Source organism: Paraburkholderia sp. GAS38 (assembly GCF_050434965.1).
GTDB lineage: Bacteria > Pseudomonadota > Gammaproteobacteria > Burkholderiales > Burkholderiaceae > Paraburkholderia > Paraburkholderia phenazinium_A.
The window spans coordinates 346,313-362,157 of the sequence record NZ_JBNDJO010000006.1 but is presented as its reverse complement, the minus strand read 5'-3'; the positions used below and the strand labels follow the sequence as shown (position 1 = coordinate 362,157).

At 65.2% G+C, this 15,845-nt stretch carries 13 protein-coding genes and 1 pseudogene; 3 read left to right on the top strand and 11 right to left on the bottom strand.

Annotation, left to right across the window (positions count from 1 at the left end):
- Positions 1–194: 194 nt before the first annotated feature.
- Together P3T42_RS17470 and P3T42_RS17465 are read left to right on the top strand one after the other, a co-directional pair.
- Complete coding sequence (locus P3T42_RS17470) at positions 195–2,024, top strand: ABC transporter ATP-binding protein (RefSeq protein ID WP_429306754.1); 1,830 nt, start codon at positions 195–197, stop codon at positions 2,022–2,024.
- Positions 2,025–2,218: 194 nt separating this feature from the next.
- Complete coding sequence (locus P3T42_RS17465; RefSeq protein WP_429306753.1) at positions 2,219–4,162, top strand: putative bifunctional diguanylate cyclase/phosphodiesterase; 1,944 nt, start codon at positions 2,219–2,221, stop codon at positions 4,160–4,162.
- A gap of 123 nt (positions 4,163–4,285) precedes the next feature.
- Here P3T42_RS17465 and P3T42_RS17460 read toward each other — a convergent pair.
- A pseudogene (locus P3T42_RS17460) lies at positions 4,286–4,489 on the bottom strand (hypothetical protein); the annotation flags it as partial.
- A 430-nt stretch (positions 4,490–4,919) separates the two neighbouring features.
- Between P3T42_RS17460 and P3T42_RS17455 the strand changes: the two are divergent.
- Positions 4,920–5,207: a hypothetical protein gene (locus P3T42_RS17455; RefSeq protein WP_429306752.1), complete on the top strand. Its 288-nt coding sequence runs from the start codon at positions 4,920–4,922 to the stop codon at positions 5,205–5,207.
- A gap of 49 nt (positions 5,208–5,256) precedes the next feature.
- On the opposite strand, the gene P3T42_RS17450 is transcribed toward P3T42_RS17455, so the two are convergent.
- The 10 genes from P3T42_RS17450 to atzF all read right to left on the bottom strand — a co-directional run bounded on the left by P3T42_RS17450 (position 5,257) and on the right by atzF (position 15,824).
- On the bottom strand, positions 5,257–6,216 hold the full coding sequence (locus tag P3T42_RS17450; RefSeq protein WP_429306751.1) for a carboxypeptidase-like regulatory domain-containing protein: 960 nt from the start codon (positions 6,214–6,216) through the stop codon (positions 5,257–5,259).
- A 299-nt stretch (positions 6,217–6,515) separates the two neighbouring features.
- Positions 6,516–7,253, bottom strand: coding sequence for a GntR family transcriptional regulator (locus P3T42_RS17445; RefSeq protein WP_429306750.1), 738 nt, complete (start codon positions 7,251–7,253; stop codon positions 6,516–6,518).
- Between the two features lie 63 nt (positions 7,254–7,316).
- Complete coding sequence (gene hpxZ, locus P3T42_RS17440) at positions 7,317–7,715, bottom strand: oxalurate catabolism protein HpxZ (RefSeq protein WP_429306749.1); 399 nt, start codon at positions 7,713–7,715, stop codon at positions 7,317–7,319.
- Positions 7,716–7,717: 2 nt separating this feature from the next.
- The gene (locus P3T42_RS17435) at positions 7,718–8,380 is read right to left on the bottom strand and encodes a cysteine hydrolase family protein (RefSeq protein WP_429306790.1); all 663 of its coding nucleotides are present in this window, start codon (positions 8,378–8,380) and stop codon (positions 7,718–7,720) included.
- A 2-nt stretch (positions 8,381–8,382) separates the two neighbouring features.
- A complete protein-coding gene (locus P3T42_RS17430; protein WP_429306748.1) occupies positions 8,383–10,005 on the bottom strand; it encodes an ABC transporter ATP-binding protein in 1,623 nt (540 codons plus the stop codon).
- Positions 10,006–10,011: 6 nt separating this feature from the next.
- On the bottom strand, positions 10,012–10,704 hold the full coding sequence (gene biuH / locus P3T42_RS17425; RefSeq protein WP_074295528.1) for a biuret amidohydrolase: 693 nt from the start codon (positions 10,702–10,704) through the stop codon (positions 10,012–10,014).
- A 36-nt stretch (positions 10,705–10,740) separates the two neighbouring features.
- A complete protein-coding gene (locus tag P3T42_RS17420; RefSeq protein WP_429306747.1) occupies positions 10,741–11,667 on the bottom strand; it encodes an ABC transporter permease in 927 nt (308 codons plus the stop codon).
- The gene (locus P3T42_RS17415) at positions 11,660–12,775 is read right to left on the bottom strand and encodes an ABC transporter permease (protein WP_429306746.1); all 1,116 of its coding nucleotides are present in this window, start codon (positions 12,773–12,775) and stop codon (positions 11,660–11,662) included. The genes P3T42_RS17420 and P3T42_RS17415 overlap by 8 nt, the downstream gene beginning before the upstream one ends.
- 36 nt (positions 12,776–12,811) lie before the next feature.
- Entirely contained in the window at positions 12,812–13,909 is a 1,098-nt protein-coding gene (locus P3T42_RS17410) for a BMP family ABC transporter substrate-binding protein (protein ID WP_074295531.1), read from the bottom strand.
- A 28-nt stretch (positions 13,910–13,937) separates the two neighbouring features.
- Entirely contained in the window at positions 13,938–15,824 is a 1,887-nt protein-coding gene (gene atzF, locus P3T42_RS17405) for an allophanate hydrolase (protein WP_429306745.1), read from the bottom strand.
- Positions 15,825–15,845: the final 21 nt, after the last annotated feature.

Here is a 15,845-nt window from a genome sequence, read left to right as displayed (position 1 = left end):
ACAGATTGTGAGGCAAGTGCCGCAAGCCGCGTAAATCGAACGCCCCCGTTCACCGCCATCGCCCCTTCGGGCACGCGCGTTGCTGACGCCCCTCATGGCGATTCACTCACCAGGCCACCGCTTGCCGGCCCCGCACGCTAAAAGCGCGGTGCTCCGTCAGGCCCGCAACCGCAACCGCGACGAAGCACGAGGCAATGGACATTCCCGAACCCACCCGCCGGCGTCACATCCGCCATGCACGCCGGCGTGCGCGCTCGCGGGAAATGTCGCGCTATGCCGGCAAGCCGCTGCGCCTCCTCTGGCGTTACCTTGCCCGGCGCAAAGTGTCGCATCTGATCGTGCTGACGAGTGTGCTCGCCGCAGTCGGCTGCGCGCTGGCCTCGCAGTACGGCATCAAGAATCTCATTGACGCCCTGCCGTCCGGGCGCGCGCATCCGGCCGTCGTGATGCGGGCATTCGTCATACTCGTCGGGCTGATTCTCGCGGACAACCTGTTCTGGCGCGTCGGCGGCTGGATCGCGGCGCGCGTCTTTGTGACCGTGACCGGCGACATCCGCCGCGAGATGTTCGCCTATCTGACCGCGCATCCACCCGCGTTCTTCGCGGACAAACCGCCGGGTGTCCTGTCGAGCCGCATCTCGGCGACGGCCAATGCCGTATACGTGCTCGAAAACACCGTCTCATGGACCGCGCTGCCGCCCTGCCTGACGGTGGTCGGCGCCATTGCGATGGTCGCGACCGTCAGCGTGCCGATGAGCGCTGCGCTGGTGGCGATCTCCGCCACGCTCGCCTTCGCGGTCTTCGTGCTGGCGAAGAAAGGCACCTCGCGGCACCAGGCGTTCGCGGCGCGAGCGGCGTCGGTGGACGGCGAACTGGTCGACATCATCGGCAACATGGGGCTGGTGCGGGCGTTCGGCGCCGTGCGATCCGAGCGGCGCCGCTTCGACGCGCATCTGTCCACGGAAACTCAGGCGCGCACCCGCAGCCTGCTTTACCTGGAGAAACTGCGCCTGCTGCATGCGCTGGCTACCGCGCTGCTGTCGGCCGCCATGCTCGGCTGGACCTTATGGCTCTGGAGCATGAATCGCGCAACCACCGGCGACGTGGTGCTGATCAGCTCGCTCGGCTTTGCGATCCTGCACGGTACGCGCGATCTGGCGGTGGCTTTCGTCGATCTTACGCAACACGTGGCCCGCCTCGGCGAAGCCTCGTCGATCCTGCTGACGCCGCACGACATGCCGGAGCACCACGACGCGCCGCCTCTGCAGGTGCGGGAAGCCACCATCGAGTTCAGGGACGTGACCTTCGCCTACCCCGGGCGACGGCCGGTGTTGAACGGCCTGAATCTGCAGATCCGGGCCGGCGAGCGGGTCGGGCTGATCGGTCCATCGGGCGCGGGTAAATCGACCATCCTCGCCCTGATCCAGCACTTCTACGAACCGGCGGGCGGCAGTGTCGCCATCTCGGACCAGGACATCGCAAAGGTGAGCCTCGACAGCCTGCAGGCGGCGATTTCGGTGGTCCCGCAGGATGCCTCGCTGTTTCACCGCTCGCTGCTCGAGAACATCCGCTACGGCGTGCCGAAAGCCTCCGAGCCGGAGGTACGGCGTGCCTGCGAGGACGCTAACTGCCTCGACTTCATCGCCGCCATGCCCGATGGGCTCAACACCATCGCCGGCGATCGCGGCACGCGGCTTTCAGGCGGCCAACGGCAGCGCATCGCCATTGCGCGCGCCATCCTCAGGGATTCGCCGATTCTCCTGCTCGACGAAGCCACCTCCTCGCTCGATTCGGCCTCCGAAGCAGCGATTCAAACCGCCCTCGAACGGCTCATGCAAAACCGCACGGTAGTCGCTATTGCCCACCGTCTGTCCACGCTGCAGAGCTTCGACCGCATCCTCGTGATCAACCGCGGCCGCGTCACCCAGGACGGCTCACCGGCGGAACTGGCGCAGCAGCCGGGCATCTATCGCGACACGCTGATGCGTCAGCGCAAGCGAACCACGCCATCTGAGCTAGCGTAAGCCTCTGAAAGCCTGGACCGGCAGAACCCGCCAAACCGGCGCCGCAAACTCCCCGCACCAGCACGACAACGTTTGCGTGCCCGCCCCTGAAAAAATACCCCGCCTATTTGCGTCGCACAGCGAAGAAACGCTGAAGAACCTGGAGGGAAATGCCGATATACGGTGTTACATCTAAATCCAGGTTAGGGGCACTGATGGTTTCGGTAGCTCGAATACGGGGGGCGTTCACGGTCGACGGCACCGATCCGGAACTAGTGCGCTCGCAGATGCAGGCCTTCGGCCGGCAAATCCCGCTGCTCTATTTCATGCTGGTGATCAACACCATGGCGGTGGCGATCACGCACGTCGGCTGCGCGCCCGCCTGGCTCGCCGTCTACACCCCGCTTGCCCTCTGCGCCTTCTGCCTGATTCGCTGCGTGCGATGGTGGTTCTTCCGGCAACGGACGCTCACGCATGAGCAGGCGTTGCCGGAATTGCGCAAGACCTTGTGGCTCGCCGGCGTGATGGGCGTCACTTTCACGACGTGGGCCGCGCTGCTGTTCCACTACGGCCCTGCCTACGAACAGGCTCAGGTGGCGTTCTACATGGCGACCACGGTGGTGGGATGCGTGTTCTGCCTGATGCATCTGCGCGCCGCCGCGTTCCTGCTGCTGAGCATCGTGATCGGCTCGTTCACGATCGTCCTGTTCGCGGCGGGGCGTCCGGTGTTTGTCGCGATGGCGGTCGACATGTTGTTCGTCGGCATTACGCTCGCCCTGATCGTCCACCTCTACTATCGAAACTTCTCCAGCCTGGAGTCTTCGAAGCGCGAACTGCTGGCCAGCCAGGCCGTCACGCAGAAACTCAGCGACGATAACTTCCGCCTCGCGAATATCGACAGCCTCACGGGCCTGCCCAACCGGCGCAGTTTCTTTTCGTCGCTGAATGCGCTGGCCGAGCAAGGCACGGGCGAAACGGCCACCTTCCACATGGGCCTGATCGACCTCGACGGTTTCAAGCAGGTGAACGATATCTACGGGCACTCGAGCGGCGACCTCGTGCTCAAGGAAGTCGGTGCACGGCTTCTGGAGCTGGCGGACCCGGCGATCTTTTTTGCGCGGCTGGGCGGCGACGAATTCGGCATCATTATTCAACGGCGCCTCACGGAAGACGAACTCGACCGCCTCGGTCAGACGCTGTGCGAGCGGTTAAGCCGCCCTTACACGATAGGCGGCAACACGGCGGAGTTGTCGGGCACGATCGGCTGGGCCGGCTTGCCGCCGCCGAGCGTCAGCGTCTCCGATATCTTCGAGCGCGCGGATGCGGCGCTCTACGTCGGCAAGGAGAGCCGTCGCGGCACTGCCGTGGTGTTTTCCGCCGAGCACGAGCACCGCGTGCGGCGCGCCAGTCTGGTCGCTCAGGAGCTCAAGGCCGCAAGCCTCGACGCCGAGCTCTATCTGGAGTTCCAGCCCATCTACGACGTCGGCGCGCACAGCGTGGTGGGCTTCGAAGCCCTGGGCCGCTGGCGCAGTCCGAAGCTTGGCCAGGTCAGACCGGAAGAATTTATCCGCATCGCCGAGCGGACCGATCTGATCCGCGTGGTCACCGAGGTGCTGCTGCGCAAGGCGCTGGCCGAAGCCTCCCATTGGCCGGCCCACATGTATCTGTCGTTCAACCTTTCGGCACTCGACATCTCGTCGGTGCCGCGCGCGCGCCGGCTGCTGGATATCGTGCAGGAAAGCCCGACCGATGCCGAGCGGGTGCATTTCGAAATCACCGAAACCGCCGTGACGCGCGACTTCAGGCAGGCGCGCGCCTCGCTGTCGCTGATCAAGCAGGTGGGCTGCCATGTGTCGCTCGACGATTTCGGCACCGGCTACTCGAGCCTGAGCTATGTCCACCGGCTGCCCTTCGATACGATCAAGATCGATCGCAGCTTCGTGGCCGAGGTCGATACAGACGTCGCTTCCGCAAAAATCATCCGCTCGGTGATGGATCTGTGCCGCAACCTCGGCCTGGAATGCGTGGTGGAAGGTGTCGAAACCGAATCGCAGTGCGAAATATTAACCTCGCTAGGCGGCCGCGTGATGCAGGGCTATCTGTTCGGCAAGCCGATGCCGGCTGACGCGATGCTCGCGTTTCAGCTCAATGCCGTTTAGGCGCAGCGCCGGTCGAATCGACGCACGCGAGGCGTGACGCTGCGCGGCCCCCTACCCCGTTCCGCCTTGCAAAGTGCAACGCACGCCAGTTGCACCGCCTCTCTCCCTCTGCGCGTGCGGCAACGCCTGCTGGCACGCTTCGAGTGCCCGCAGCGCTTCCTTGAGCCGGTTGACCCGGCTGACCTGCGAGGGCACCTGGACCACGCCGGACAAACCGTCCACCCGATCCCGCCAGTAACTCAGCGGCAACGGACGGTCCGCCGTGGCGATTCGCGGCAGCAGGTGCTCAAGATGTTCAATATCTTTTTCAAGCTGATGGTGATTCATTATGGGTCCCCGGAAATATCACACCAAGCCGTTGCAAATCGACCTTTGTGTTTTATGGCCATCTGTTTCTCTCTTTTTGCCAGTCTGATCGTTTCAAAGGACAAAACTTGTCCGTGCGTCTCAGTTTTTAAAAAATAAGGGGACCACCGGCAGCGATTTAAAGATTTACCCATTCAGCATTTATTCCAGCGCGGCGTCTAACGAGCCGTCCGCAGCGGCAGGCCGAATATGAGTTGGCCCTTTCATCCGCCTTGCACGGCTATTTTCGGCCTTTCATTCAACGGTTTTATATCTGACCAATTTGCCATCCAGGCGTCAGCATGACGACCCGAGCGCAGCCGTAGACTGGTTTGGCGTTGTGGAGACCCGAATTCGGCAGTGTTTCAAGAAATAAGCCGAAGTCCTAACGTCCTTCCTCCAGGAGTCGAATATGTTCCGAATCGCTTATGTTGCAGTTGCTGTTTCCGCCATTGCTTGCGCCGCGCCCGTGTTTGCGCAGGATGCCCCCACCGCCGCTCAACCGGCAGCGACCGTCGGCAACGGCGACGCCAATGTCAACGGCACCGCCAACAGCGGCGTCGGCATGGACACCAGCGGCCAGACCGCCGCCGGCTCGCCGGCCGGCCTCACGCGCCAGGAAGTGAAGCGCGAGTTGTACCAGGCCGAAACCGACGGCCAGATCAAGATGCTCAACCGGACTGTCTACAACGGCAGTTGAGCTAGCGCTTGCGCGCAGCGCGCCGGACCGCCCGGCGCGTTGCGTCGATCTAGTTGGTCGAGCTTGCGTGCAGCATCGGCCACACCAACGTCAATCTGACGCCGCCACGCGCCGGCACATACAGTTCGCGACTGCGCGGCGCGCCATCCAGCATGGCCGTCAAACGGTAGTGTCCCTGCGGAAGCCGGGCGAACAGATACGGCCCATCCGAGGTCGCGTTGAACACCACCGTGCCGTCCGATCTCGCCACCTGCACCGCCACCCCCGACAGATACTCGCCGGACCCCGTCATGAAGGTCGCCCGCATGTTGTAGCCGGAGGCGAGTCCGCGAAACGCCGCGACTTCGTCCTGGCCTACGCCGCCGGTGACATAAGCGATGCCGTGGTTGTCGTGAGCGACCGGTATGTCGTTGGGCGAGGTATTGCGCGCCGAGGTGTCGGGGGGTGGCATTGCCGGAGTCGCAGGCGTGGCCGTAGCCGTAGCCGGCATGCTCTGCGCGGCGGATTGATTCGCCGCCAACGCGTGAGTCGACGGTTCGCGGCTCGCAGGCGAACGGCCGGACGGTTCGCGCGTAGCCACTTCGTGCTGCGGCGGCTTGCGTTCAGGCACCTCGCGAACCGGCGCGGGTGCAGGCACCGGTGCGGGCACGGCCGTGGGCATCCGCGGCCGCGCGGCGCCGGCCTGGCAACTCAGACCCGGTATGTCGCTGCCCTCGCTGGCAGGCCGTCCCGCGAGCACCCACGGCGGCAGCGCGACACCCTGCCCTTTGGCGCGCGGCGTCAAGGTATCGCGCATCCGCGCGGCCACCGCGCTGCGCTCCTGCGGCGTCGACGCATGGTGCATTTGTGTGCAGAAATCAATTCGCTCGTCGTCGCTGAGCAGTTGCGAGGGCACGGCCTCGGACCCACCCGCCGAACGTTGCCCATGCGCATTCAAGGCCAGCGCGGCCACGCCACACACGAGCGCCCACCGGACGATTTGCGGCAAGCCGGAACAGAGCGTGGACATGTGTTACCTCCGGGACACGCTGCGGGCGCGCAACGTTGGGTCGATTCGGGGGCGTCTTCGAGCGCTTCGCTTAACTAACGACGAGCAACAGCGGCAGGCGTGGTCTTGCGGGGAGAAATTGCGGGCGGAGCCGGAGCGAAACCCAATCGCAGTGTAGCAATCCGCTGTGCCCTGCGAGCCACCCGGAGTAGTCGATCTCCGCCATGTTCCAGCGCGATTGAACCGAACCGGTGCATTGGCGCTGCGACTTCGCAAGACGCGTCAACTGACGTTGCGCCCCTTATTCGGCGACGACGCCCCTAAGACACAAACGGCAGCTTCTGATCGCGTGCCGCAGCAAGCATCGATACCGTGATCTTGCGCACCTCGAGTTTGCTCTGCGTGATGTGCGCACGCAGCAGAATGCTGGCTTCCGGCAAGCGGTTGCGCTCGATCAGGTGCAGCATGGTCGAGTGCTCGTCATAGGTCGCGCTGGTCCGATGCGGCTTGAGAAAATCCAGCCGCCGCACAATGCGGATGCGCTCGGTGACCTCGTTGTGCACCCGAAGCATTTCTCCATTGCCGGTCGCGGCCACCAGTTGACGGTGGAAATTCTCGTCCATGCCGAACATGGTCACCGGATCGCTCTCGCGCAGTTCGGGCGCGACGCACCAGATTGCCTTGAGCGGGTCGATGGCCGCGTGCGGTGAATTACCCGAGGTCAACCGCTCGAGCGAGGCCAGTTCGAGCACGATGCGCAGATCGTAGAGCTGATCCAGTTGCTCGAAGTTGATCTGCGAAACTTTCCAGCCGCGCCGAAAACCCACCTCCAGATAGCCCTCGCGTTGCAGGCGAAACAGGCCATCGCGCATCGGCGTGCGCGATACGCCGTAGTGCTGGGCGATGTCGCTTTCGGAGAAGCGGTCGCCGGGGAACAGCCGGAAACTGAAGATGTCGCTCTTCAGTTGCTGGTACACCTGCTCGGCCAGCGGGTTGGGCGCATTGGCCGCAAACGGCGCGCTTGCCAGCTTCACGTCGCCCGTTTCGTTTTCACTCATCTCGCACCCTCTCCTTGCCATGTTCTTATTATGCGTTGCTCAAGAGCACACCGGGGCGCCCATTCATGGCGCAGCGATAAGACTCACATGGGCGGCGACGATTTTCCAACCGTGGTGCGCCTCGCTCGCGGCTCCCACGCGTGCCCAGCTCTGCATCTGGCGGCCGAGCAACGCGGTGGCGTCGCTGGTGAACTCGGTGCTGACGGTGGCGTAGTCGGCGCCGAAGGTGGTGACCACGGTGCGATACAGCCGCCGCGACGCAGGCACCGGTTCGCACGACGCGCGCCACGCGCGTATCGCGTCGCCGCCGTGCTGCACTTCGGCAATCCCGTAGCGCACGGTTTCGGGTGTATGCCAGAACAGCGCGTTCATCGTGTCCACTTCGTTGGCGACCAGCGCCCGTTCGTATTCGACAAATGCCGCCGTCACTTCGGCGACGATTTCCGGCTTGTTGACTTCCATCCTCACAGTCCTTTTTTCAATGCGGCCAACGGTGCGGTCCAGCCCACGATGCCGCCCTGCGAACGAATCATCTCCAGACTCGCCTGCTTGAACGCGGGGAAGTAGCTGGCGGTGGCATCTTCGATCAGCAGGCATTCATAGCCGCGGTCGTTGGCCTCGCGCATCGAGGTCTGCACGCAGACCTCGGTCGTGACGCCGGCGAACAGCAGATGCGTGATGCCGCGTGCGCTCAACGCTTCGCTTAAGCGCGTGGCGTAAAACGCACCTTTGCCGGGCTTGTCGATCACCAGTTCGCCCTCCACGGGCGCCAGCGCGTCGATAATCGCATTGCCGGGTTCGCCGCGCACCAGAATCCGGCCCATCGGTCCAGGCTCGCCAATGCGCATCTGCGGTGCGCCGCGCAAGCGCTTCGCCGGTGGACAGTCGGACAGGTCCGGTGCATGCGATTCGCGCGTGTGGACCACCAGCAAGCCCGTGCGACGGGCGAGCGCCAGCAGTTCGGCGACGCTCGGCACGATCTCCGCGAGCAACGAGACATCGTTGCCGAGCGACTCGCCGAAGCCGCCTGGCTCGATGAAATCGCGCTGCATGTCGATGATCACGAGCGCGGTGTGCTGCGGCTCGAATACGAACGGCGAAGGTAACGCCTTAACTTCGATGCTCATCATTAGTGGAACGCCTCGTCCATATGCCCCGCCATGTGCCGTCCCAGCACGGCGCGCTCCGCGCCTGCCGCCGGCGTTTCGTAGACCAGTCTGCCTTCCGCCATCACGGCGATACGGTCGGCCAGTTCCAGCAACTCATCCAGATCTTCGCTGACAAGCAGCACGGCCGCGCCCGCATCGCGCGCCGCGATCAGCCGCGCGTGAATATCCGCCACCGACGCGAAATCGAGACCGAACACCGGATTCGCGACGATCAGCACATCCACCGGCTGGCCCAGTTCGCGCGCCAGCACCGCACGCTGCACGTTGCCGCCGGAGAGCGTGCCGATCATCCGGTCCGGCACGGGCGGACGCACGTTGAAGTCGCGGATCAACTCCGTGGCGCGCTCGCGCATCGCCTTGCGATCGAGCCGCCAGCCGCTGCGGCAGACCGGCGTGCGGTCGAAATCTCGGAGTGCCAGGTTTTCCGCGACGCTCATGCCGGCCACACAGGCGTTCTTGAGCGGCTCTTCGGGAATCGAGAAGACGCGCCGCGTGGTCATCTCCTCACGTGTGGCGCGATACGGCGCACCGGCGATCTGCATCTCGCCTGCCACGGGGCGCCGCTGGCCCACCAGCGCCTCGACCAGTTCCTTCTGGCCGTTGCCCGACACACCCGCGAGACCGAGAATCTCACCCGCGCGTACGGCCAGCGTCGCATGCCGCACGGCCGTGTGGCCGCGGTCGTCCTGCACCGAAAGGTCGCGCAGTTCGAGCCGGATTGCCGCCTCGGGATCGACCGGTTTGCGCGCGGCCCGCTCGACGCGGATCTCCGCCAATACCGGCGCTTCTTCGCGCGAGGCCTCGGCCTGCACGATCGAGCTCGTGCCCATCATCCAGTTCGCGAGTTGTTCGCGGTCGGTCTGCGCGACCGCCGTCGTGCCGACCTGGCGTCCTTTGCGCAGGACTGTGACGTCGTCGGCATAGGCCATCACCTCGCGAAACTTGTGCGTGATCATCAGCACCGTCAGTTCGCCGCGCGTCGTCAGATCGCGCATCAGGCCGAGCACCTCGTCCGCTTCCTGCGGCGTGAGCACCGAGGTCGGTTCGTCGAGAATCAGAAAGCGCTGGCGCAGATAGAGCTGCTTGAGGATTTCCAGCTTCTGCTTTTCGCCGGCGGCAAGTCCCGCGACCGGCGCGTCGAGCGGCAGCCTGAACGGCATGCGCGTCATGAACTCCGTCAACGCGGCGCGCTCGCGCTTCCAGTCGATTCGCCAGGACAAACGCCCGCGCGCCAGCAGCAGGTTTTCTTCGACGGACAGACCGGTTGCCAGCGTGAAATGCTGATACACCATGCCAATGCCGAGCGCCTGGGCATCGCGCGGCGAGGCGATCTTCACTTCGCGTCCGTCTGCGGTGATCTGTCCTTCGTCGAGCAGGCCATAGCCGACGAGCCCCTTCACCAGCGTGCTCTTGCCCGCGCCGTTCTCGCCGAGCAGCGCGTGGATGGTGCCGGGCGCGACCTTGATCGACACCTTGTCGAGCGCGCGAAACGAGCCGAACGATTTCGTGGCGCCGAGGACTTCGACACCCAGCGCATGCGTGGCCGCGTCTTGCGGCTGGTTGTAGGGAGCGGGAGTCGACATGATCGGTCAGCGTCCGAGAGTGGCGAGCAGCGCGCGCGAATCGGACACCGTGCCGAACACGCCGCCTTGCATCGTGATCATGTGCAGCGCGGCGTCGTGGTTGCTCTTGTCGGTCGCGCCGCAGCAGTCGGCCAGCACCGTGCATTCGAAGCCGCGATCGTTCGCTTCGCGCATGGTGGTGTGGACGCAGACATCGGTCGTGATGCCGGTCAGCACCAGGTTGACGATACCGCGCGTGCGCAGGACCAGCTCCAGATCGGTCGCGCAGAACGAGCCCTTGCCCGGTTTGTCGATGATGATTTCGCCGGGGAACGGCGCGAGTTCGTCGATGATCTCCCAGCCCACTTCGCCGCGCACGAGGATCCTGCCGCACGGGCCGTCGTCGCCGATGCCCACCCCCTCGGTGCCCGCGCGGCGGCTGCGCCAACGCTTGTTGGCCGGCAGATCGGACAGGTCCGGACGATGCCCTTCACGCGTATGAATGATCGTGAAGCCCTGGGTGCGCATCAGCGCGAGCACGTTGCTGATCGGCTCGATCGGAGCGCGCGTGAGCGACAGGTCGTAGCCCATCTTGTCGACGTAGCCGCCGTGACCGCAGAAGTCGGTCTGCATGTCGATGATGACCAGCGCCGTGTTGTCCGGCCGCAGGTTGCCGTCATAGGGCCACGGGTAAGGCTTCGCTTCGATGAATCGGTTCATGGTGGTGGACTCTTCAGGTTGGCATCGACATGCGCGTCAGCGCGTGAGGCTGAGTTCGCCCGGCGCACCGGCGAGCGTCCGGTCGGGACGGCAATTGACGATCATGATCGCGAGCGTCAGCACGTAAGGCGCGGCGTTGTACAGGTAGTAGCCGCTCGTCACGCCGATGCCCTGCAAGGCGGGGCCGAGCGCGCCGGCCGCACCGAACAGCAGCGCGGCAAACAGACAGCGCAGCGGCTGCCAGCGCGCGAAAATCACCAGCGCGACGGCCATCAAGCCCTGGCCGCTGGAGAGGCCCTCGTTCCAGCTCCCCGGGTAGACCAGCGACAGATACGCGCCGCCCACGCCCGCAAAAAATCCGCCAACGGCCGTTGCGGCAATGCGAATGCGCGTCAGCGGATAGCCCATCGCCCGCGCGGTCTCCGCGTGATCGCCGACGAGGCGCAGCGTCATGCCCCAGCGTGTGCTGCGCAAGCCCCACTGCAGCAGAAACGCCAGCACGATGCCGATCACGAACAGCGGGCTGATATGCAGCGCGTTGCGCAATTGCGGCGAGACGGCCCAACTGCCGAGGTCGATCGACGGCAGCATCGGCGCTTGCGGCTGGATGAACGGCTTGCCGAGATAGAACGCGAGGCCGGTGCCGAGCAGCATCAGGGCAATGCCGAAGGCGATGTCGGAGACGCGCGGCAGCGAGCACACGAGCCCATGCAGACAGCCGAACAGCAGGCCCACGATGCCCGCCGCCAGCACGCCGAGCCACGGCGAACCGCTCAGATAGGAAGCGGCATAACCGCTCATCGCACCGGAGACGAGAATGCCTTCGAGACCGAGATTCACGCGGCCGCCCTTCTCCGTCAGGCATTCGCCGAGACTCACGAACAGATACGGCGTGCTGACGCGAATCGCGCCGGCCAGCAAGGAGAGCAGCAGGATCACGACAGGCGAGTGCATATCAGGCATGAGTCTTCTCCAGTTGCACCGGCACTTCGGTGACGGCCAGCGCCTGCAGTTTCACGCGCCATGCCACGATGCGGCCACCCAGCGCTTCCCACGCGAGCAGGTTGGCGAACAGCAGGCCCTGCAGCACGAGCGTGGTCGCATCGGGCAGATCCAGACGCCGTTGCAGCAGACTGCCGCTTGCCTCGATGCCACCAATCAGGACTGCGCACAATACGATGGCCAACGGGTTTTGCCGCGCGGCGAAGGCCACCAGAATGCCGCTGTAGCCATAGCCCGCCAGCAGCGATGCATTCGCGCTGCCCTGCACCGCCGCGACTTCGAACATCCCCGCGAGACCGGCTGCGGCGCCGCCCATCGAACAGGCCGCCAGCGCCAGCATCCCGACCGGCAACCCCACCAACCGCGCGGCCCGATTGCTGCCGCCGACCACCCGCATGGCGAAGCCTTTCGTGCTGTGCCTGACGAACACCCACGCCGCGATACAGGCCAGCACGCCCCATAGCAGCCCCCAGTGCACCTCCAGCCCCGGCAGCGAGCCGATGGTCATGGCGTCGGGCACTGGTAGCGTCGAAGGCTTGTTCAGGCTCGCCGGATCGCGCAGCGGTCCCTCCACCAGATGTTTGAACAAGGCAATCGCGATATACGACATCAGCAGGCTGCTGATCGTCTCGTTGACGCCGCGCCATTGCCGCAACGCGCCGATCGCGCCGATCCAGACGCCGCCCGCAAGCATGCCGGCCACCGCCATCAACGGCGTGGCGATGAGCCACGGCGTGCCGGCCGGCACGCACTGCGGCACCACCGCGGCCGCCAGCCCGCCGAGCGCCAGCGCGCCTTCGCCACCAATCACGATCAACCCAACCTGAGCCGGCAGCGCCACGCACAGCGCCGTCAACATCAGCGGCGACGCGCGCAGCAGCGTGCTTTGCCACGCGAACGAGGAACCGAACGCGCCCTGAAAAATCAACCCGATCGCATCGAGCGCCGGCGCGCCCTGCACCAGCAGGAACAGCCAGAACAGCAACAGCGTGCCCGCCAGCGCACACAGCGTGGGCAACGCTGGCAGCGCGCCGAGCATCAGCCGGGCAGAACTCGCATTAGGACGCATGGCCGCTCCTTGAGAAATGATCGGACCGCGAGTGCATCAGATCTGGCCCACCACACCCGAGACCAGGTAGTTCATGCTTTCGAGCGTGTAGTCGGTCTGCACGTGCGTGGTGCCGTCCGCGACCACCACGCCGCCCTTGTTGTCCTTGATCGGGCCTTTGAAGATCACGAATTCGCCCGACATCATCCTGGCTTTCACGCCGTCCGCGTTCTGGCGCGCGTCGGGCGTCACCTTCGCGCCATACGCCGACATCTTCACGAAGCCCTCCTTCAGGCCGCCGCGCAGCACGTTCGGTTGCGGCTTGCCGGTTTGCGCACCCGCCACCAGTTCCTTGTAAGGCGTGGCCCAGTCCCATTCCGCACCGGTCAGATAACCCTTGGGCGCCAGCGCGGCCTGGCTCGCGTGATAGCCGCAGCTCATCGCGCCGCGCTTCTCGGCCGTTTCGATCACGACCTTCGGACCATCCACGTGACAGGTCAGCACATCGCAGCCCTGATCGACGAGGCTGTTGGCCGATTCCGCTTCCTTGACCGGCATCGACCAGTCGCCCGTGAAAATCACGTGCGTGGTGATCGACGGATCGACCGACTGCGCGCCGAGCGTGAACGCATTGATGTTGCGCAGCACCTGCGGGATCGGTTTGGCGGCGACGAAGCCGAGCTTCTTGCTCTTGCTCATGTGGCCGGCCACGACGCCGTTCAGGTACTGGCATTCGTCGATATAACCGAAGTAGCTGGTGATGTTCGACGGGTTGCCCTGCTTCCACAGGCCGCCGCAATGCGCGAAGCGCACGTTCGGATATTTGGCGGCCATCTTCAGCACGTGCGGATCGAAATAGCCGAACGAGGTGGCGAAGATCAGGGTTGCGCCGTCCTGCTCGATCATCGCTTCCATGGACTTCTGCACCGCGATGGTCTCCGGCACGTTCTCTTCTTCGACCACCTTGACGTTGGGGAGCGACTTGATGACGTTGGCGGCCTGGGCTTGGGCCTGGTTATAGCCATAGTCGCCGCGCGCGCCGACGTAGATCACCCCGACGGTCAGTTTGCCGGCGGCGAATACCGATTCGAACGGCAGCACCGCACCAAGCGTCAGCAGGCTGGCATTCTTAAGAAAGTGACGACGATTGCTCATGACGGATCCGGTCTCGTGGGGTTGACGGTTAGGAAGAAACAGCAACGGAGGGAGAGGCGGCAAGGCTCGCGAGATAGGCCAGCCAGCCGCCGAAGTGCGTGATGTCGCGTGCGCCAGTTGCCGCCGTAATGGCTGCGGGTTCGCAGATAAAACCCTTGACGCTCAAGCCGTTCGCCAGTTGCACCGTGCCGATGCCCAGCGGCGCCGGCACCTGCGCGACCAGCGCGCCGAACAGGCGCAGCGGCACCTGCCAGAGTTCGACGGCGATGGGTTGCGTGGGATTTTTTGCGCTGGCGCTGGCGTCGGCGTCGACTGGATGATCCGGCATCCTAACCAGTGCGGGCTTGGGCGGCGTCGTGCCGGCCAGCGCGAATAGCCGATAGTCGGGCGTGGTCTCGGTGGCCTCGATAAAGCGCGCCCCTGCTTCGAGCAGTTGCCCATTCAACGGTTGGCCACGCAGATGCGCGCCGACCACGGCGAGCGTGATGGACGGTTCGTCGGTCGGCAACGGGCGCTGTGGCAGGTCGGGCGCGTGCACGTCGTCGAAGAAGAGCTTCTGGATCTGCGCGCCCAACACCGCCAGCCGATGATCCGCGCCCGCCGGCGCGATCAGCGTGACGCCGGCCGGCAGGCCGTCGCTGCGTCTTGCGCACGGCACCGCCAGCGCACACAGATCGAGCAGGTTGACGAAGTTCGTGTAGTAGCCGAGCTGGCTGTTCAGCTCGACCGGATTGGCCTTGACGGCGGCGATGGTCGGATGCGTCGGCGTGGTGGGCACGATCAGGACGTCGATGTCGTCGAAGACCGCCTCGGCCGCGCGCTTGAGCGCGGCGAGACGGTATTGCGCAGCGAAGGCGTCGACCGCGCTGTAGTGGTCGGCCTTCCCGATCACGCCGCCGACCACCGGGTCGATCGCGTCGCGCTGCGTGTCGAAGAACTCGCCCACCGCGGCACGGCGTTCGGCGACCCACGGGCCGTCGTAGAGCAGCGCAGAGACTTGAGTGAACGGCGCGAGGTCGATCAGCGCCGGTGAAGGGGCGAGATGCTTGCGCAGCGTATCGAGCGTGGTGTGGAACGCGTCGGCGGCGAACGCGTCGCCGTAGAACTCGGCGCGGGCCGGCACGCCGATACGCAACGGCGCCGTGCTCAAGCCCAGGGGCGGGACGCGGCGCGAGTAGCTATCCAGCGGGTCGAAGCCCGCCAACTGGCTCAGTACGGCCCAGGCGTCGGCCACGTCGTGCGCGAAGATCGACACGCAATCGAGACTCTGGCAAGCCGGCACCACGCCGCGCTTGCTGACCAGCCCGACCGATGGCTTCAGGCCGACCAGTTCATTGAAGCCGGCAGGAACGCGGCCGGAGCCGGCAGTGTCCGTGCCTAGCGAAAACGCCACGCAGCCCGCCGCGACGGCGACCGCCGAGCCCGAACTGGAACCGCCCGAGACCCGTTCGGGAAACTCGACCTGACGCACGGCGCCGTACGGCGAGCGCACCCCGACGAGGCCGGTCGCGAACTGATCCAGATTGGTCTTGCCGATCAGGATGGCGCCCGCCTCCAGCAAACGCTGCACGACAAACGCCGATTCCGCCGGCGTATAGGCGAACGCGGGACAGGCGGCCGTGGTGGGCATGCCCGCCACGTCGATGTTGTCCTTCACCGCGAACGGCACGCCGAACAGCGGCGCCCGCTCAAACAACGCCGCGCCCGCTTCGGCCTGCAGCGCTTCGAGTTGCGCGGCGCGGGCGTAGAGCGCCTCGGCACTGACACGGTGGATCCAGACTTCGGGGCGATCCACTGCGTCGATCCGCTGCAGCGTTTCCTCGACGCACTGGCTGGGCGTGAACCTGCCCGACGCATAGCGCGCGGCTAGCTGGCTAATCGAACAGACGGTGCGGGCGGTACCTGTGGTAGTCATGAGTTCAATCTTGAATACAAG